13 protein-coding genes are annotated in these 19,221 nt (G+C 57.3%); 5 read left to right on the top strand and 8 right to left on the bottom strand.

All coding sequences use genetic code 11. The features are described 5' to 3' along the window. Positions 1 to 42 precede the first annotated feature (42 nt). Positions 43 to 1,095 carry a DNA methyltransferase gene (locus NKJ90_RS19295; protein WP_352486516.1) on the top strand — a complete coding sequence of 351 codons (1,053 nt, stop codon included), beginning with the start codon at positions 43 to 45 and terminating at the stop codon, positions 1,093 to 1,095. Here the strand turns inward: NKJ90_RS19295 and NKJ90_RS19290 are convergent. The 6 genes from NKJ90_RS19290 to NKJ90_RS19265 all read right to left on the bottom strand — a co-directional run bounded on the left by NKJ90_RS19290 (position 1,092) and on the right by NKJ90_RS19265 (position 12,480). Further along, positions 1,092 to 5,306, bottom strand: a complete 4,215-nt coding sequence (locus tag NKJ90_RS19290; protein ID WP_352486515.1) for a DEAD/DEAH box helicase — start codon at positions 5,304 to 5,306, stop codon at positions 1,092 to 1,094. The two genes, NKJ90_RS19295 and NKJ90_RS19290, sit on opposite strands and share 4 nt — an antisense overlap. Before the next feature lie 236 nt (positions 5,307 to 5,542). Next, complete coding sequence (locus tag NKJ90_RS19285) at positions 5,543 to 6,883, bottom strand: anti-phage deoxyguanosine triphosphatase (protein ID WP_352486514.1); 1,341 nt, start codon at positions 6,881 to 6,883, stop codon at positions 5,543 to 5,545. An 846-nt stretch (positions 6,884 to 7,729) separates the two neighbouring features. Next, positions 7,730 to 8,797, bottom strand: coding sequence for a hypothetical protein (locus NKJ90_RS19280; RefSeq protein ID WP_352486513.1), 1,068 nt, complete (start codon positions 8,795 to 8,797; stop codon positions 7,730 to 7,732). Positions 8,798 to 9,420: 623 nt separating this feature from the next. Next, positions 9,421 to 9,630 carry a hypothetical protein gene (locus NKJ90_RS19275; RefSeq protein WP_352486512.1) on the bottom strand — a complete coding sequence of 70 codons (210 nt, stop codon included), beginning with the start codon at positions 9,628 to 9,630 and terminating at the stop codon, positions 9,421 to 9,423. Positions 9,631 to 9,636: 6 nt separating this feature from the next. After that, a complete protein-coding gene (locus NKJ90_RS19270; protein WP_352486510.1) occupies positions 9,637 to 12,075 on the bottom strand; it encodes a relaxase/mobilization nuclease domain-containing protein in 2,439 nt (812 codons plus the stop codon). 3 nt (positions 12,076 to 12,078) lie between these two features. After that, positions 12,079 to 12,480 (bottom strand): MobC family plasmid mobilization relaxosome protein, encoded by a 402-nt coding sequence (locus NKJ90_RS19265; RefSeq protein ID WP_352486509.1) that lies wholly within the window; start codon positions 12,478 to 12,480, stop codon positions 12,079 to 12,081. A gap of 706 nt (positions 12,481 to 13,186) precedes the next feature. Here NKJ90_RS19265 and NKJ90_RS19260 point away from each other — a divergent pair. The 4 genes from NKJ90_RS19260 to NKJ90_RS19245 all read left to right on the top strand — a co-directional run bounded on the left by NKJ90_RS19260 (position 13,187) and on the right by NKJ90_RS19245 (position 15,504). After that, positions 13,187 to 13,900 carry a ParA family protein gene (locus tag NKJ90_RS19260; protein WP_352486611.1) on the top strand — a complete coding sequence of 238 codons (714 nt, stop codon included), beginning with the start codon at positions 13,187 to 13,189 and terminating at the stop codon, positions 13,898 to 13,900. 88 nt (positions 13,901 to 13,988) lie between these two features. Then, positions 13,989 to 14,333 (top strand): hypothetical protein, encoded by a 345-nt coding sequence (locus NKJ90_RS19255; protein WP_352486508.1) that lies wholly within the window; start codon positions 13,989 to 13,991, stop codon positions 14,331 to 14,333. 3 nt (positions 14,334 to 14,336) lie between these two features. Further along, positions 14,337 to 14,780 carry a hypothetical protein gene (locus NKJ90_RS19250; RefSeq protein WP_352486506.1) on the top strand — a complete coding sequence of 148 codons (444 nt, stop codon included), beginning with the start codon at positions 14,337 to 14,339 and terminating at the stop codon, positions 14,778 to 14,780. Positions 14,781 to 15,006: 226 nt separating this feature from the next. Further along, positions 15,007 to 15,504, top strand: coding sequence for a helix-turn-helix transcriptional regulator (locus NKJ90_RS19245; RefSeq protein ID WP_352486609.1), 498 nt, complete (start codon positions 15,007 to 15,009; stop codon positions 15,502 to 15,504). A gap of 263 nt (positions 15,505 to 15,767) precedes the next feature. Here NKJ90_RS19245 and NKJ90_RS19240 read toward each other — a convergent pair whose 3' ends face one another. Then, positions 15,768 to 16,154, bottom strand: a complete 387-nt coding sequence (locus NKJ90_RS19240) for a phosphotransferase (RefSeq protein ID WP_352486505.1) — start codon at positions 16,152 to 16,154, stop codon at positions 15,768 to 15,770. Positions 16,155 to 16,188: 34 nt separating this feature from the next. Beyond that, the gene (locus tag NKJ90_RS19235) at positions 16,189 to 19,218 is read right to left on the bottom strand and encodes a type III restriction-modification system endonuclease (RefSeq protein WP_352486504.1); all 3,030 of its coding nucleotides are present in this window, start codon (positions 19,216 to 19,218) and stop codon (positions 16,189 to 16,191) included. Positions 19,219 to 19,221 lie beyond the last annotated feature (3 nt).

Raw genomic sequence — 19,221 nt, 5'->3', positions numbered from 1 at the left:
AATAGGGACTTTGCGTTAAACGCCATATGCCCATACTTTACGATGTTTCCACTTGAGTATCCTCTCCAGATCATCAAGAAGCATAAAAAGTATAACCCCGTCGTCGTCGACCCATTTTGTGGTCGGGGGACGACCATTTATGCAGCTCGAAAAGGTGGTCTTCGGTCATATGGGTTTGACACTTCTCCGATAGCCGTTGCAATCGCCAAAGCTAAACTGGCCAGTGCATCATCTGGCGATATTTTGATGCTGGCGACCGAGTTGCTGGAGACCGAGCCACGTAACATTCCCGATTCACCTTTCTTCCAAAAGGCCTATTCGAATTCGACGTTGCGACAGTTGTGCAGCCTACGCGAAGGACTACTCAGACTCGACAAGGAGACTGACGAGTCTGCCCTGCTCCGAGCAGCGGCGCTGGGCTGTTTGCACGGTCCTCGCGCCAGCGACCTTGCTCGATCGGGTTATTTTTCCAATCAAATGCCTCGAACATTCGCGTCAAAGCCCGACTATTCGGTCCGGTTTTGGAAAAAAAAAGAACTCGTCGCGCCAAAAGTGTCGGTACTAGACGTGATTAGACGAAAGATTGAAAGGATACCTGATTTAAACTCGCCGACCGTGGGAAGCTTTGAGCGCATACGGTGCGTGGACGCCCGTTTTTCCGCTCCATATCGCAATATTAAGGGGTCAATTCTGGCCGTCACGTCACCGCCATACTATGGGATGAGAACCTACGTACAGGATCAATGGCTAAGAAATTGGTTTCTGGGCGGCCCTGACGACGTGGACTACAATACGGATATTCAAATTCGGCATTCAAGTCACGATGACTTTGTTCGCGACCTCGCGCGCGTTTGGACCCACCTCAAGAAGAGTGCAACCGACGGGATTGATCTTTACGTGCGGTTTGGGACAATTCCTTCTATCAAGAGCGATGCGCGCCAACTGCTGCGCGCATCTTTGGAAGAATCTGGGGGATGGAAGCTTCTTTATACTCGGCGGGCTCGAACTGCCAGCGAGGGCAAACGTCAGGCTGAACAAATGAAAAGTGATTCCAGTGCCGCCGAAGAGTTCGATTTTCACGCCGTGGCCGTCTAGTGCCAACGCACGTCTGCGTCGCGGATTGTACCGTCAAACTCGATGGTTGATGAAGCCCGGTTCCTGCAGAATTCTTCCACATAGGACTTGATCGCGACGGAGGCCTCGGCGGCTTTTTTGTCACCAGGAAGGTGATACGCTAGCGACTTTGGCATGAGGACAATGCATTTCGCCATCGCACGCGACACAGCAACATTTGTCCGTTCCATCTGCAACAGGAACGCCTCTTCACCCTCAATGATGTCCGTGTCACCAACGCCAAACGATACGATAATCATCTGCCTTTCCCCACCCTGAAACCGTTCGACTGTGTCGACAGCATCGTAGACTTTCTGGGAATTCGCGTTGGGGAAAAGAGTTAGAAGCGCACGCACGACAAGCGCCTTTTGGGCCTTATGCGGCGTGACAATTCCAATACCGAAGTCGAAAAATGTATCATCGTCAAAAGGTGTCTTGGGTTGTCCGTCCCCAACATCCAATTCTTTCGCCATCGCGTGACGAGCACAGTATGCAAGACCCGCTACAAGTCCGGCCTCCACATCATTAGCCTGCGACGAAGTTGGATCGTCGTGAATGAGCGTTGCGACTCGCTTCACGGGGTCGAGCAGGGTCTTGTACGCATCCGTGATCGGAATTCCTGAAGGCAGCGTTGCAATTACCTCGTCCAGTGGCTGGAGCTGGTAAACATCCTTCTTAGCGCTGAATGCACTTAGTTTGGGTGGATAGCCAAGGGTCTTAGCGTATTCGACGAGATCTTGGTTTGATCGGTAGTTGATGAGCAGTTCCTGCCGTGGCACCTGAAAACGCTTGATGAGATACGTCTGAATGCTCGATACCAAGTGCTCTGCCCCAACCGGCGGTTCAAGGCTGTGGATAGGTGGCATCTGCAGGTGATCGCCAGCGATGACTAATTGCCCATCCTCTCGTAGGGCACAGAGCGGGCGTAGTGCAAGTGTGACCGGAATTTGTGAACTCTCATCGAGGACAATGAGGTCGAATACCCCATCGATTTTATCACCTGTGGTCCCGATCTGCTCGACAATTTGATTCACGATGTGGGCAGTGGTGGCGATGATCGTTGTTCGCGACGCGTCTTGGGCGCCCTGAACCATAGCTAGAACATCGCTCGATCCGGGCGTGAGTTTGAATGATCGCAAATCAACATGAACCCCAATCGGAGCCACCTCCTTCGGATCACGATTCTTCGAATAGACCCAACAAAAGTCGCAGATCGCATTTGAATCATTTTTCAGGTTTGCGGCGAGCCGACCGGCGAGCTCCTCGACAGTTCGATAATTGGGTCCGGTGAGCAGAATCTTTCGCTGCTTTTGTTCCCGAACAACACCGTGAAGGAAGGCGGCCAAGGTATCGGTCTTTCCCGTACCTGGCGGCCCCCAGACGATAGAAAGCTGCGAAGCGGCGAATGATTCGACGGCTGCAAACTGACTGGAGTTCAATTCGTGAGAGTTGGCAGTTTTGGCAAAAATCGCCAAAGTGGTCGCCTCGGCGGTAGTACGAACCGGCGCGACGCTAAGTTTGTCTGCCGCCCAAAGGACGCGAGCGACAGGAGTGTCATCGTCGGTTCCAGCCGCAATTTTTTTTGCAGCTGACTTTCCCATTGCCTCTAGCGCCTCTGGCGCCGTTTTCGCGCACTTCGGATTTCCAATTGCCGCCAAAAGGTCCTTCGTGATGCGGGAATCGTCGTACGGCATACCATCCATGATGTAGATCGGCTCCTTGCCAATCGGAATCACGTCTTCAGCAATCACAGCGTCGAAGACATCCTGCACCCAAGAGGACCGTGCTCGAAATGAAACGACCGCGGTCCTTGCAGCACGGTCGAATACCTCAAGCTTTACAGCGATCACGCTATACATTCGCGACCAATACCCAGTGGTGGACTCATCGACATTGAGGCCGAGAGACTTTGCTGTCTGGAGAGGGAAACCCGGCCGGCCCGCGATCCCGATTGTGCAGAATGAGTCGCCCTCTTCGATTTTCGCCTCGGTCGACTCTTCGCTGACTTTGAACGTATACGTATTATTGCCATTGCTGCCGATGAGTGACTCTAAAACGATGGCTTTATAGGAAGCCTCCAACCACTCAGGACGGGTGATCAAGGCTAGTTGAGCGTTCGTCTCATCCGCTGCTGTCGAAACTTGGGACCACTGGTTCCAGAGCTTAGAATCATGCGCCACACCGTTCATCCCACCAGGAATACTCGTGCTGAGTGCCGGAGCACTCCCTTCGAGAACTCCCTTCAGATCATTTCGCAGCCTTGCCGTGATCGACCCAAGTGCGAACGTCTGCGCTTTCAGCACTGATCCGTACCGCTGAATCGCTTCTGCGATGCTCACGTCTTTACCGAAAATCCGGACGGTACCCGTCGGTGACTTCCAGATGTCGAAAATTCGCTCTCGTGGAATCGCGTTTCCGAGCGGTTCCACATAATATTTGTCGACATTGCGGGGTTCTAGCTTCGGATGGTGATAGTGTTCTGCCGTCCCGAAGAGCGTCGTTGCGAAGCGCTGAGGCAAAAGCACTGATGAGTTGATAACGTCACGGATAACTACGATGCTGGGACATATTTCGTCTTCCCGCTCCATCAGCTTTTCAGCAGGAAAGACCCACGCCAGCGCGCGCTGAGTCTTCCCAGACAAATCTAAAATTCGCAGAAGTTGGCGCCCAAAGGCGTTGCACAACTCTTCGTATTGTCGAGGCTCCCATAGGCAGACTTGGGTATGTACCTTGCCCCATCCTTTGGAAGCAAATATCTGGTCCGCTTTCTCGATCCATTCAGCCAATTGATCGAGGAAAGCGAGAACTGCCGACCATTCCGCCGTTGCGTTGTCTTGCGGCACGACGAAAGCCGCTTCACCGAGGAAGTCGAGCGATTTCTGAGGCTGCCCAGCAGCGTCAAATGACTTGCCATATGGTGCCGACAGAATACCGCGAATGGCTATACCGGTTAGGAGTCCGGAGCCTGCGTCGAAATTAACAACAACGTCGTATTCGGCATTCCAAGACCGCGCCAGGACGCCCACCTTAGAGACCTGATCGACAGTGACTGAATTGTTGACCAAGGCTCCAGCGCGGGCACCAATCTGATTTCGATCCCTCTTGAGTAGGGCATGCTTCTTAAGTGACGAGGCGTCCGATGCCATCCCTACTAGGTCGGCAACTTTCTTATGCCCTCCAAAATCTAAAACCCGCGCGGCGCCCTTACTTAACGTCGGCATTTTCGACAGGTGGTCAGATGCCTCCGCGTTTTGAAAACAGTAGTTATTCGGACTGGCCGTAAAGATTGGCAGGTCGGTGACCGAAAGCCAGCTTTTGTTCCCGAGCCAGTCACATGAACCACAACGTGGATTTACGTGATACTCGACCGCTTGCCATCCCATCTCGTCGCCCCTCCTGACGACACGCGGGACATCCTCAACGAAGAATTTGCGCACGCTGGGCATGTAGACGAGGTAGTTGACGAGCCCATCTCCTAAGTCGTCCAAGAGGGCCACGATCCGCTTGGAATGATCACCGCCGTCCTTGGTCGACATGATTTTGTTGAACCTAGGCATTTCGACGTGACGCCAAAGATAGACTAAATCGCAAACAAAGAACTTCGACGAAATCGCTGTATCTTGCTCCTGCAACCAATTCGCCAGAAAAAACGCATACAAACACACCTCGGCGGAGTAACTGGCATTAGCCTCGGTGATGTTCTTCAAATCAATGACGCTTATAGGAAGTCGCCAATCCTGTGGATCAACCCTTAGGCGCGATCCATCAGGCAGAATTTCGTACTCAGCCGATCCAGGTTCGGCGACGTAGAGGACATCGGGCCTAAGGCCCTTCAATCTTGGAATAAACGACTTGGCGTTATCGGCTACACCGAGATTTGCAAATGCGGTATCTCGAAAATCTTCAGGCTCAATTTGAGGTTGAAGAATCAAAGTTTGCGGTTGCGCCACCTTCAGCGCGGTTACAAGATCGACGTTACCGCGCCCATTTTTATTGTGAATGACGTTATTAGGAAGTCTGGCGATCAGAATATCGAATTGAGCGTATTCGAATTCAATACCTGACTGCGTAATGAGCTGAACACCTGGTCTGGATTTCAGTGGTATCGGTATTCCCGCGCTCTTCAAGGCGGCCTCATTACTCGAAAAAAGCGAAAGGTATAATTCCCGGTCGCATTTAGTACGCAGGTACATCGAGAATTTGCTCTTCCCAAGCTCTCTCTTTGGCTGCGCTATTAACATTTAGATTCCACCCGCTCATTTCAATTTTCAACACTGGAATGCTATTCCAGTGTTCTATGGCTTGTAAACGAACAAACGATCCAGTGTCGTCATAGGGTGTTGTTATAAAATCTGCCTAACCGATTTTTCACCAAACTATGACACGCGACAGTATGAATGCCCTGAACTTGCGTATCATTTGCACCGGATCAGTGCTTGTCGAAAACGGAGCCCATTCGAGGACTAAACAAGCGATCATAAGTTTTGAGAAGGAAAGAATCTGTCATTCCTGCCACGTGATCGCATATGATTCGGCTATCGTTTCCTGATGCTTCATAGGCCGAAAACGCGTCGTACGGCAGAAGCGATTTCGGGTCGACTTCCAACGCCTCAAACACCGATACCACCATCTTCTGCCCTTTGAATTCCAGGTGTTGGACATTCGGGCTACGGATAACCTTTTCTACTACCAGGTCCTGGAGGGCATCGAGAAATCCCCTGTGCGCTTCTGACATAACCGCCTTATATCGGATGAGCGGCTCGCTGAACTGTGCAAGCTCCACAATGGATATACTGGTAATAAAATGGTGAACCAGACGGCTTATGTAGTGTTTCCGCGATTTACCGTCGCCAAATAGACCCTCTACGAACGTACCGTAGACGTTATTTTTACTTTCATCCGGGTACTTCTTTTTCAGCGAATCAAGAAAGGTCGAGCATTTTGTTTCGTCTACAAATGCTCTGAAGTCCCGCTCGCTTACGAGGGCAAGTGCAATGGCATCTTCCAAATCGTGAACTCCATACGCGATATCGTCGGCAATATCCATTATGCTGCAATCAAACGATTTATACAGTGGCGTCGAATGTTTGTCGGGCTGCTTCTGAACACTCTGGAATATCGACCGGTCCTGGTGGCTCATAAGTTCCAGAACCCAAGCGACTACATCGTCTTCGGTATTTAGGTAGCATTTTGGAGGCTTCGATTTCTTTCGATCAATGACGCGGATCGATGTGGGACGCTTGTCGATGTCCGGCACAATTGCTGGGTTTGAGGCCGCTGTGAAGTTGACAGGATATTTCAGGACTCCCAGAAGGCTCCGCCTTGCCAAGTCCGCCCCATGTGACGCGGAGAAATTTTCCAGCCGCGACAGAATCCTGAGCGTATGCCCATTGCCCTCAAAACCTCCATTGCCTCGCATGCAGTAGTTGAGCGCTACTTCCCCGCCATGTCCAAACGGGGGATGCCCAAGATCATGGGCAAAACCGATTGCCTGAATTAGGCTGACCGGCGGAAGATACTCGTGCGCTTTATGCGCGGTTAAAGTCCCGAGTTGGCGAACAATGCTGTTGGCGATTTGTGCGACTTCAAGAGAATGGGTTAGGCGTGTTCGATAGAAGTCGCTGTCACCAAGATTAAGTGTCTGTGTCTTGCCCTGAAGCCGACGAAACGACCCAGAGTGAACAATCCGAGCATAGTCTACATCGAACGCTGTTCGTGCGTCCTCCGGTTGCTGCTGCCAGCCGCTTCGTCTCTTTTCCCAGTCCGTCACGATCCCCCCAAAAGTCTGGCTGGCCTCTGCTGACCGCCTAACGAAGCATAGAACAAAATGTTGCCATTTGTCTTGGTTCGATCCAGCGTGCCGCTGGCGCGCATCCAATCCGGCTTGAGGGTTGGCACGTGTGCAGAGGGTTCGAAGACCCTTTCGGTCGTTTCCAGGCTCGACGGCCTGGTGCGGGTCAGCGGGGCAGTACATGCCCTTGGTGCGATCCAAGGCTGGACGGTGGCTTGGATGGGTCTTGGGTGGGCGCAGCGGCCTTACCCAGGCGCGATGAATCGGCGAATCCTTGGCTGGGGGGACAAGCGTCGATGCCGAAGTTCACGCCAAGGCTTGGGGGACGCAACGGGGGCGCGCAGCGGCTCCCTTGCCAGATTGCGGGTATTACCCCGCGGGTTGTCTCATGGCAAACGCTGCGATGCTTCCGACGGCTTCGGGTGATATCGCGGATTATCGCGGCAAGAGGTGTGGGGCCTGAAGAGGTTGGTCGCATTTCTCCCTATGAAGCAATGCAGCGGAAAATTATGCGCGTTCCAAGGGGCCGCGACAATCAATAGCAAGATGCCAGCCACGGTATCGCGTCTGGCATCGATTGAGATGCCGTTCGTTTTTTAACTCCTGAACAGCAGCTTTCCAGGATAAGCGTCGCGCCTACTGAACGGCGGAGAAGCGGCGCGTTCCTGTCCGGCTGCCACTCGACGAGAAGGGTCGGAAGCGGAACCGGCAACTTCTGGCGTCCGTAGCAAATATCGTCGAGTTCCTGGTTCTCAGGTCGCCACGTACAGACGACGTTGTTTTTACACAAACACCAAGGCCGATACCCGATCGATGCAGCCGTCCCTATTTTCTTTTCACAATGACACGGCCCAAGGCTGACAGGCGTGCCGCGAGATCGGCAGGCACGGCCGGCGGTTGCGGACGATCCTCGCAAGCGGTACGGCGCGGCTGCGCTGCGTCGTGCTCCCGCGGCCTTGAAGCATCGGAAAAGACCAGCGCAAGTAGGAAACGCGCAAGGCGCGACGTCCAGGGCGCGCCGGCGGCAGTTTTGTGGCCGTCCCTGTTGAGCCGCGCTGCGACATCTGGCGGCTTGCGCGTGCCCAACCGCGCATAGGATTTCACCACGGGCCCGAGCCGGTCGCAGAGCTGGGCGACATTGATTCGGGTAGAATGGAAATGGCCGGTTTCCGCCTCGGTCATCTCAGGCGTACTGGCCCTTTCAATGGAGCGCCGGATAAGGGACGTCTGGCCTTGTATCTTCGGGGCGGCTACGCGCGGCGGAGCCGCAGGCGGCGGCGCGGCTTCCACAACAGGCCCGAGGGCCGCGCCGTTCCTGAACGTGATTTGATCGAGCGTGTCCCGGTTCAGGAAAGAGATGAGGTCGCCTTTCATGCTCACGAAATCACCGACGCCAATCAGCGGCGCGACTGCAAGATATGAGAACGTCACCCGCACGGGGGCAGAGTCGAGACTCTCTGCCACGACGACGTGCCGCTCCCCCCTGATGTCCCTGGTGATGACGATCAGTAGGCGCCAGCCGGCGCCGTCCCCCCCAGCTTGGCCGAACAGCGCGGCGGTCCTGGCGGCTGCGACCAGCTCCTGCGCGAGCCCACGCGGCCTCCTAACGGGGGGAGCCTCCAGACCTGTCCCCGCGGACATGCGGTGCCGGGGATTGTCGGTGCAGGGATGTTTGGTCCAGGGTTGCCCCAGCTCGTCGAAATAGACCCGGCTGCCGTGCTGGTTTGCATAGAAGAACACCGCGTCGCCGCATACCGGGCAGCGCGCGTTGGGATTGACATAGCAGGCGCTATGGGACCGCACGCCATTGCGCTCAAGCAGGGCGGCCGCGTCGCGGCGGCGCAGATCGGCAAGCACCTGCGAGCGGTCGATGCGCCGCCCGCCGTAGTTCACGCACCACCCGCAGGTGCAGTTGGAATGATGATTGTGCCCGGTCACCGAAAGCCCGATCGCCGCAAATTCAGAACATTCATACCAAAGAGAGCCCCATCGGCAAAACCTGCGCACGGACGAACCCACCGGCACCGCCGCACCAAATACGACCTTGCCGCAGCTGTCAGGTGGCCGTATCACGGGGCAGCCTCAGGACGGCTGCTTTTGGGCAGGTCGCTGCGGTAAGCGGAATGATCAAGATGCGGCGCAAAGTGGTCCCTCACGTCGCGCCGTGCTTAAGTCAGCTTCGGGTCAGGGCTTAGCGTTCAATTTCTCTGGCTGAAGGCCCATTAGGGTCCGAAACCGGTCGTTTGAATTTTACAGCTGCGATCGCGGCGGAAGTCACCGGCGGTTTAGTGGATCCCCGCAGCAGGCTGTAAAGTGAGCCGCCCTTGACGTTTATATGCTGCCCAAGCCTCGGCGGGCACTGCCGAATCCGCCCGGGCCAGCCAGTCAGCGCGCTCAGCCTGGGTAAGTGAATTCCACCACTGCATACCGGCTATTTCGTCAGCAGTCGGATTCCGGTTCGGTTCGTCTGCCATTTTCTTATCCTTGCATAAGACTTGAGCGCCAGGGCACCGCAACTACCAGAACGGCCAAAAGCCGGCCAAAAAAGCCAGCATTTCGCTGCCCCACTCCATGAAGTTTTGGTACCAGCCAGACACCGTTTCATAACCAACCTGCAGGGCACCTAGGAAGAAAACGAAACAGATGACGATAGCAAATACCTTGCCAAAACCCTCGTCACCCTTCGGGTCGCTGCTCTGGTAAACGTAATCCTGTCGATTAAACATGGTCCACTAACGGTCCCGGTCGTCGCGGTCGCGTTCCCTTCTTTCTAGTTCCTCGCGCTCCAACTCCTCGAGGCGAGGAATATGCTGTTGCGCCGGATCGGTCCGCGTCGTTTCACCGCCGCGTTGTGCCGCCTCCTTGTCCTTTAACTTATCCTGCAGCCGATTTGTAGCATCGACGGTCGACGCCAGGTCGTGAGCCGGTTCGTCCGGCCGGCGCTCGGCCTCCTCGGGGCGAGGATCTCGCTGCTGTTCGGTCATGGCATCGACATTGGCAGGGGTTTTGCCCTGCTCTTCTGCCGGCCGCTCTTGGGTCTGCTCTGCCGCCTCGATGGCGCGCTTGAGCTCCGGATCCTTCTCGGCTACCTCGCGCATATAGGTGTTGCCCTGGACGGCCAGCTCTGCCGCGCGAGCCAGTCCGCGCTCAATATCAGCTCGCAATGCCCTTGGATCGTTGGAAAGCTCACCGGCCTCAATTCTATCCAAACCCTCGCGACTGGTTTCGATGTCCATAAGAATGTCATTTGCCACCTCGACAACCGCCTCACCATGTTTGGCGACTGCCGCATCCCACTGTTCATTCGCATCGTCTCGACGCTCGCCACGCTCGTCTCGCTCGGTCGCAGTCCCCTGCTCCGCCTGTGCCTGGCCCTTCATCTCGTAAAGCTCCATAAGCTCGCGCCGGCCGTTCACATGATCGCGAGCAACAGACGCGACTTCATCAAAGTCGTCTCGCTCGTCCGGACCGACGTTCCGTTCCAGCCGGAACAAGGCCGTCTCGACCTTCTTTTCATAGGCTTCAAACTCTGCCCGCGTTGTCTCGCGCATTTCCTGACCCTCCAAAACGACTTTCTGGAATGTTACCAGATTGGCGCGGAATTTGGAGCCGAAATCTGCACGGACGACATTTACGCTCGCTTCCGCCTGACCTGCCGAAAGGCTTGCTGTCAAATGATCTCGCTGCTGTTCTGCATAAGCAACAACACGCCGATCACCGCTGGCGAGCGCGATTTCCTGCCAACTTTGCGTTGCCTTTATGGCATACTCCCGGCTTCTTTCGGCCTTCGCCAGACTGCGCCGCCCGCCCCGCTTGGCGTCGTACCGTCCCTGTGCCGCCTCGCTGGTCCCGACGTGCTCGGTCCGCCCTTCCCTGCTCACCGGCCTCACCTGATTGCGGGTAAAGGCGGGCGGACTGGCGAACTCGCGACGATCGGTCATCTCCATCGCGATTCCATGCGCCCGGGCCTTCTGCGCCATTGTGGCCCGCCACTCCCGAAACACCTGCGGGGTCGTCTCGATCCGAGCACCCGATTCCGATCGCATGGTGATGATCGCGTGCGCATGGACATGTGGCCGCTTGCCCCCCTCGCCTTCTTCCTTCGGATCATTGGCCGGATCATGCATGGCAAACACATAGCGATGGCCGGCGAACTGCTCAGCAAGGAAGTCGCGTGCAGCGTTTTCAAACGCCTCGACATTCGTGCCGGCCCGGGCCGACATGATCAGGTGCATCACGTCGCGGCTTTTGCGGCTGTGTAGATCACCGCGCCATTCCTTTTGCACCAGATCGCCAGCGTGTTTTTCGTCACCGATGACTTGGCCGCGGTCGTCGCGAACGTTGCCGTCATGACGTTCAACCAGGCTCCGCAATTTGCTGGCGCCAAACCCGACACCGTTGCCGTAGCCCTGGAACGAGAACCGTGCAGCTACACCCTGCCCGGCCGCACTGGCGTCATATCGCGCCTGAATGATGCTGGCGGCCTTGTCGTCGCCACTCAGCCGCTCGCCCTGCCCGCTTCTGAGCACGACCGCACCTTGAACCGTCAGCGCGCCGCCGGGCTGGGGCGTGACCGCATAAGCATAGCGTCGATCGCCGAACGCGCTCGTCAAACTGTTCCTGACCAGCTCGTGCATCGCCTCGTCTGACGAAACCGCCGCAGTCGCTATCTCTACGGTGAAGCTGCCGATATCGCGGCTCTCTGCGCGGTTCTGGAACAGATGGTTCCAGTCGCCCCGCAACCGCGCCAGATCCTCGCGGCTACCGATGCGCTCGCCGTTCTCGTTTTCGACGGCGAGCTCGCCGCCGCGCGAGACATAATTCAGCATTGCTCCAACCCTCGCGCCACTGCCATAGGATGCCATTTTGACAACCGCGGGCTGACTGCCCTGGGCCACCGCCGATAGCCGCGCTTCAATGGAGCGGGACGCCGCTGCTGCCCGCGTCTCGGCCGCGAAGATCGGCCTGGCGGACGCCCGCCGCATTTTCGGCTGGCTGCCACCACCGCTACCAGCACCACCACCGCCGCCCAACTCGGCCAGGGCCTTCAGTCGACGCTTCATTTCGTCTTCGGCCGACGAATGGCGTTTTGGCCCAAGCGACAGTTCATGCAGCAACGCCGCACGGCGCTGCTCCCATTCGCTCGTGAAGGCGCCGAAGAAGATTTCCACGCCTTACCCCTCCCCACGCCGCTTATGGCCGGCGCGCTTCGCCAGCGCTCGTAACTCCGTCATAACGGCCGCCTGGACGCGCTGCATGTTCCCGAGATTGATGTCGACCTCGCTTGGATGAACGCCTTTGCCGCTGTTGAGCGCCCGCGCGACCTGATTGAGGTTCACGCCGATCGCGCGCATGTCCTCCAGCAACAATGCCATCACGAGGCGGTCTTCCTCGGTAAGGAATGGCCGAGCGCCCGCTCCCTCGATGATCAGCGACCGGAAGAACCCGGAAACCGTCATGTCGGCCGCCTTTGCGGCCTTCTCGATCGCCGCATATTCGTCCGCGCCGACGCGGGCATGCACCATTCGACCCTTCCGGTCCGGCTCGAGCCGGACCTCGAATTTCGCGTCGTCCATTGGCCTTGGGCCCCTCTCTCTGGCGCTTGCGGCAGGCATCGAGGGCTTGTTCCTCGATCGTCTGGAAAAATGTCGCACATTTTTCCGTATCCTGCCACGTGAAATTCCACCACGTGAAATTAGAGCCAACTTTTCGAGCGGCCCACACTTCGCTCGACTTTATCGCGACCATGAGCAGGGCCTTCGCCCCTGCCCATCAAACGTTAAAGCGCTCTCCAGGGTTCACCCTCCAGGACCCCTTTGTCGGCCTTTGTGTGCCCCTCGTACTCGCCCGCAAGGGACGCTCCGCTCTTCGCCCTGGCCGGCTGCGTGCGAGGGGCACAGACGGCCTTCGCGCGGCTCCGGGGTTCACCACAAAGGGAGCGGCAAGGCCTGCGGCGGCGCTGACGGTCTCTTTGGCCAAACGAGGGAAAATTGCGTCGACTGGCGAGGGCTCCAGGGTTTGCTCAACGGCCAGCGCGCGCACCATTCCAGTTTCACACGACTGTTCACACGATGTGGTCACATGCCATGACGTTACGATGTAAACTTAAGGTGTGATTGAAGTATCACACCTTGGGATGGTGAGGCGTGATGGCATCGTGTAAAAACGCCATGCGAACGCAAGCATTCACTTCGTTTGGAAATGCAGTTGCCCAACAGGATCCATGAGCGTGGCGACGGTCTGCCGCGTTCGGCTTTGGGGGCGTCAGAAGAGGGATCAGACATGCCTCGAAGAATTTGCGCGATCAGCGGAAAAGGCGGCGCCGGGAAGACGACGGCCATTATCCTCGTTGCCGGCGAGTACGCTATTCAGGGAAAGAAGGTTCTTCTGATCGACGCCGATCCGCGCCAGAACCTCGCCGAATGGTGGAAGCGATGTGAGGCCAAGGACAATCTTCCGGCCAACATTGAGCTGCACAGCGCGGCAACGCAGCGAAGCATTGAAACCGTGCTTGCCGAACAACACGGCGTCTATGACGTAATCCTGATGGACTCACCGGGCATCGACAGCGTCATCCGCGATACGATCATCCGCAACTCCGACCTGGTGCTGACGCCAATTCAGCCGAACCAGGATGAAATTAAGGCGGCGGGTGAAGCCGCCACCATCACGGCGGATATTGGCGACAGGGAGGGGCGCACTATTCCCCACGTCAGCGTGGTGACGCGCATCGCCCTTCCGGGCCGCGTTCTCGAGGCCTACAGGCTGATCCGTCCGTTCATCGCCAATCTTCGCGACAATGGCTATGAATCGACGTTGATGGATACCGAGCTCACCGAACGCAATTGCTACCGCGAAATCCGTAACGGCCTCGGCACTTTGCAGATGCTCGAGCTGACCGACCCGGTCATGAAGGGCCGCGCGGAGGTCGCGGCGTTTGTGACCGAGCTCGATCGCCATCTCGCAGCAAACCGGGAAAAGGTGGGAAATGTCTAAACCAGGCAAACTGTCCGTCTCTGACTTTCCGATCGCACCCCGACGGCCGAAACCGGCCACATCCAAGGTCACAATGGAACCAGCCTCTGTGTCGAAAGAGCCAGAGGCGCGAACGACTTCAAGGGAACCAACAGCGCAGCCGGTTTCAGAAACGGATGCGACAAGAGAACGGCCGCGGCGCGGTCTGCCTAACCCGAGCGGTGAAGAGCGCAAGAGCAAGGCGATCGAACGTGCTCTGGTGCAGGAGGAAGGGCGATACCGTCTGCGCGACCTGAAGCGGGCGCACGTGCGGGAAGCCAAGCACTACGTCAATTGCCCGCTGGACTATGACACGAAGATGCGACTGCAAAAGGCCGCCTTCGACAACGACATCAAGATGACGGTGGTCATAAAGGCAGCCATCGACCAGTTTCTGCGAGACAACGGCTATTGACCCGTGAGCGGTCGAAGCTTCCTGCTCGGGATTGCGATCGGTACCCTTATTGGCATCTATGCCGCACCGTGGGTCGGTCGCCAAAGCATCGACTTGGGTGAAGGCTCAAATGTCGCTTCCCCATTGAACGGACTTAGGGAATCCGCTCTCGATGCGGCCCTCCGGCCATCTGACGAAAACGCCAAAGGCGAGCTGTTTCGCTTATCCAATTGGGATATCTCAATGCACGGGACTGGATCGACGGCTACCGTGGAGCGATGTATTAGTCTTGGCAAAGATTCGATCGCGTGCGAACTCCTGGCGCATCTGGGATGGGTCGATGGGGAAAAACTTGTCGAAGCTGTGTTCGAGGGAAGCCGGGTACTTGGCGAATGGTTGCAGCCAGGACGCGCTGATTTTCTCTTAGTGGGCAGTGCCTATTCCCGCGCCAGATCAGGGGCGTTATGAATGCAGGCTTCCGCTGGAAAAAACCATGCAAGGCAAGCGCAGCACGGCCCTGATGGTTGCTTATTGCGAATAGCGGAGCGCTGTCCTCACTCCCGCTTCTGGAAAATCGCTGTGCAAGGAAGTGCCGGGGCGTACTTGGGTCAATCCCGTTTTGAATGTTTGATTGAGGTCGTCGCCCTGTCCGCGACTGGAAAAAAGCAAGAAGGGAGAGGACGTGCCTAAGGATATGGAGGCCTATAAAAACAAAATGGAATTGGTTGAGACGATCGATCCCGAGATCGATAAACCTGTTTTCCGCCGCCCAGGGTTTGAAGCCATCAAAACCCTCGGCGAGATCGATGAAAGAATTGCCGCCTTCATCCGCAAGGCTCGCGAAGACAAGGATCTGACTCGCGCCGAACTCGCGCCCTTGCTTGGCCTTTCGATGCAGGTTTATGGCCGCTATGAGCGCGCATTCTCAAAAATGCACGTAACCAGGATGATCCACCTGTGCGAAATCCTCGGATTCATGCCGATGGAGATGCTGTTCAGCGCTGCCCCGCATCTATGGGGCCGCACACCGGAGGAAGCCCGCGACACCATGGAACTTGCGCAACAGGTCGTGTCTCTGCCGCACGGCACCAAGCGCGATCTGCTGGCACTGGTTAAGAAAATGGTTGCGCTCGAACGGGCCGCAGACGGAGCGGCGGCGGAAACGCAAAGAGGCGAAGAAGGACGTCTTTAGGCGCCTCGCGCTGCGGCGAATGGCGCGGGGCGCGAGCATCACCGCAGCCCATTAATAGGGCCCACACCTTAGGCATCGACCTTCTTCAGCTCCGAGAGCCGCACAAGGCCGTTCTGGCTGCGGAATGTCAGTGTCGCATCCGTACTTTGCGCTTGGGCGATCCCCGAAATAACGTGATCGCCGGTGTTGTAGATCGTACGCTGCCCGGCATCCTCGATGACTAGTCGCCGCGTGTCGGGATAGACGGCAACAGCGGCCTCGTACTAACTTGAGCAGGATTGAACCGCAATGCCGAGGCGACGAATCTGGCGAACCGCTGAGACCATCCAGCAATAGGGCGACGTGGGGTCGCTTGGATCTGGCGGGTGCAGGAAGCTTGCCGGCGCGTATAGCCTGTCGACCACAGCGCGCCACTTCGCGTTCTCGTAATCATCGCGCGCCTCTTCAGAGGGCAGTTCGAATGCGAACCAGGTTTCCAGCGCCGCCAGGTCGGCGGTAAGGGGGCCGGAGGCGACAGACGCAAAGTCGATGAGGATCGCGTTGCCGTTGCGGACTCGGACATTTTCGCCGTGCAGGTCGCCGTGCATCGGCGCCTTGCGGTAGATCTGGTCAAGAGCACCGAGCCGTGTCCACAGCTGATCCGGTGTCACGCGGACGTCCTGCGTTCTCGCGTATGCCAGTCAGTCAACAACGCTCCATCAGGTCGTCGATCTTCGTTGCCTTGATATAGCGGGCCGGGTTCGGATCGATCTCAAGCGCCTTGAAGTGAGCCTCGCCACATATGATCTTCGCCGCTTCGTTATCGCGAAGATCGTCGGTGAACAAACTGCCCTTCGTCTCGATCACGAAATAGAGACGCTCCTCGCCGCTGACCTCCACCAGCACCGCCCAATCAGGATTGTACGTACCCAGCGGCGTCGGCACTTTGAACCACGCCGGAAGCTTGGCGTAGATTTTCACCGACTCGTTCTTTTCGAGCTGCTCCGCGAACGTCCGTTCGACGCCGCCGGAATCATAGACAACGTGCTCGAAGACTGACTTCGTTGCGTCCTTGAGCATGTTCCTCAGATAGCCCGTTAGCTCTTCCTGCTGGAAAAGTTCCTGAGCGTAGTAGTGCTCGTCACCGATCCGCTGGTATTTGATCCCATCGACCAACGCCAACCGCTTGGTGCGGTTGATCACTTCACCCGCGATCTCGATGAAGGCCTGCGGATTGCGCTTGAAGTCCTTCAACCGCCCGCACTCGGTGAGGATGCGGACAAGGCTCTTGCGCGTGAGTTGGGTGCGATCCTGGAGATCGGTGAGCACGTCGGGCAACGCGATGTCACCCTCCTCGATCGTGACGATCATCCCGCTGTTCTTGTCGCGCTCCGTGGCTTCAACGCCACCCTGGCCGATGGAAAGATCGGCCTTCCTGATCCGGACACGCGCCTTGGAAACCGGCGGGCCGTTGGCGATTGCCTTGGCGCAGTCGGCGATCAGCTTTTCATTGTCGAAGTGAACGCGATAGGTCGTCTTGTGCTTGATGCGATCCCAAAGCGCCTGGAACTCCGCGCTTTCCAGAATGGCCTGCCGTGTTTTGACGACGACGCGCTCGTCGGCGTTCTTGATATCGAGCTTGCCGGCGACCTTCTTCAGCAGCTCGCGAACCGCCGCAACATGCCCTTCGAGTTCTTTCGGCAAACCGAAAGTGCCGTCCTTCAGCGCCGCGCGCAGCGTGTCCTGAACCTTACCCTTCGGGTCAACGAAACCTTGCGTCTTCAAGTGCTCGAAGATCGCGGCGGATACGTCGAATCCCAGCATGCCCGTTGAGCCATCAGCCTTCGCCACTGGAATGGCGGCGAACTGGTGCTTCTCGACAATCCCGAACTTAATGCCGGTGTCCCTCTCGATCTCTTTTTGCAGGTTCTCGGCGAACTCCTCGTAACTTTCGGTGGCGACGACGGTCAGCGTATTGACCTCGAACCCGCGTAACCGCTCGCCTTGCTGATTGACGCAGAGGCGCAGGCCTCGGCCAATCGTCTGGCGACGCTCGCGTTCCGTGCCCATCTCGCGGAGCGCGCATATCTGGAAGACGTTCGGATTGTCCCAGCCCTCCTTGAGGGCCGAGTGGGAGAAGATGAACTTGAGCTTGGTCTCGAAGCCCAGCAGCTTCTCCTTGTCCTTCATGATCAGGTTGTAGGCGCGTTCGGCGTTGTCCCGGCCTGCCTGGTTATTGTCGGCCGTATCGATCCAGCGCCGCGCCTTGTCGATCGAGAAGTAGCCATCATGAACCTCCTCGGCTTCCGAGGTGAGATCGACCTCGTTAAACAGGCTCACGAACTCCGGGAGCTTCGCTGCGCGGCGGTACTCTTCCTCGAAGATTCGGGCGTATTTGCCCTTCGTCGGATTGCCGTCCTCGTCATACGACCGGTAGTGCTCGACGGCATCGATGAAGAAGAGGCTCAACACCTTGATGCCAAGCGGTGCGAGGCGTTTCTCTTTTTCCAGATGCTCCTGGATCGTGCGGCGGATCATCAGTCGCTTCATGGCGTCCGCGTCTACATCGCCAACCGCCTCGCCGGGTGAGAGGAAGGTTTCGCCACCCGGAAGCTTTACTTCCAGGAGCTGGCTGTCCTTCGCGGCGCGGATCTCGCCGATCCGGCGATCGGCATACACGGCACGCTTTGTCAGTTCCTGAAGATCGTCGCCGTCCTGAACGACCACCTCTTTGCGACGCACCGCCTTGCCATCCTGAACGTCGATCTCGACGCGCGCCGTCACTGGTCCCTTGCCGTTGCTGGCCGAAACAAAGCGCACATATGCCTTGTTGTACCCGCCCTCGACCTCCATCGACGCAACTTCGATCTGCTTAACAAGCTTGCGCTCATAGGCATCGACCGCATCGAGGCGAAATACCATGTGGTGCTTGTCGACATGGGTGGCCGAATAGCGAAGCGTGCAGAGCGGGTTCATCTCCGCGAGAGCCGAACGCCCGCGGCCTTCAAGACCACCATCAACGCTTTGCGGCTCATCCACGATCAGGATCGGCCGTGTGGCGCGGATCAAGTCGATCGGGCGCTCGCCACCGGTCTTCTCGCTGTCCTTATAGAGGTTGTTCACGTCCTTCTTGTTGATGGCGCCGACCGTCACCACCATGATCTGAATGTTCGGGCTGGTCGCGAAATTGCGTACCTGCCCCAGCTTGCCGGAATCGTAGAGGAAATAATCGAAGGGCTGGCCGGAATAGAGGCCCTTGAAGTGCTCTTCGGTGATCTGAAGCGTCTTGTAGACGCCCTCCTTGATCGCGACCGAAGGCACGACGATCACGAACTTGGTGAAGCCGTAGCGCCGGTTCAGCTCGAAAATGGTGCGCACATAGACGTATGTTTTGCCTGTGCCGGTCTCCATCTCGACTGTGAAGTCGCCGGAGGTGAGCGCCGTTGACGGCGCGAGGCCATTGCGAAGCTGGATGTCGTTCAGATTTCCGATGATCTCGTCATCGAGCAGCGTCAGGCGGTTGCCGATGCCGAGTTCGCTTTCAACCAGGCCTAGTTCGCCTTGCGCGCCCAGGAAGCCGCCAAGATCGAGGCTGCCTTGCCCGGTGCGTTCGGCCAGCGGGCGGCGCGTCACCGTGAATTCGGTGCGGTTGATCTCCTGGCCGCGGAACAAATCAGCGACGGACTCGATCGCCAGCTTCTGGTAGTCAAGATCGGGTTCGAAATGCAGTTTCATCGA

It is taken from the genome of Mesorhizobium sp. M0051, from assembly GCF_040323235.1.
Taxonomy (GTDB): domain Bacteria; phylum Pseudomonadota; class Alphaproteobacteria; order Rhizobiales; family Rhizobiaceae; genus Mesorhizobium.
The sequence above is the reverse complement of the archived record's forward strand: the minus strand, read 5'-3'. Positions and strand labels throughout refer to the sequence as shown.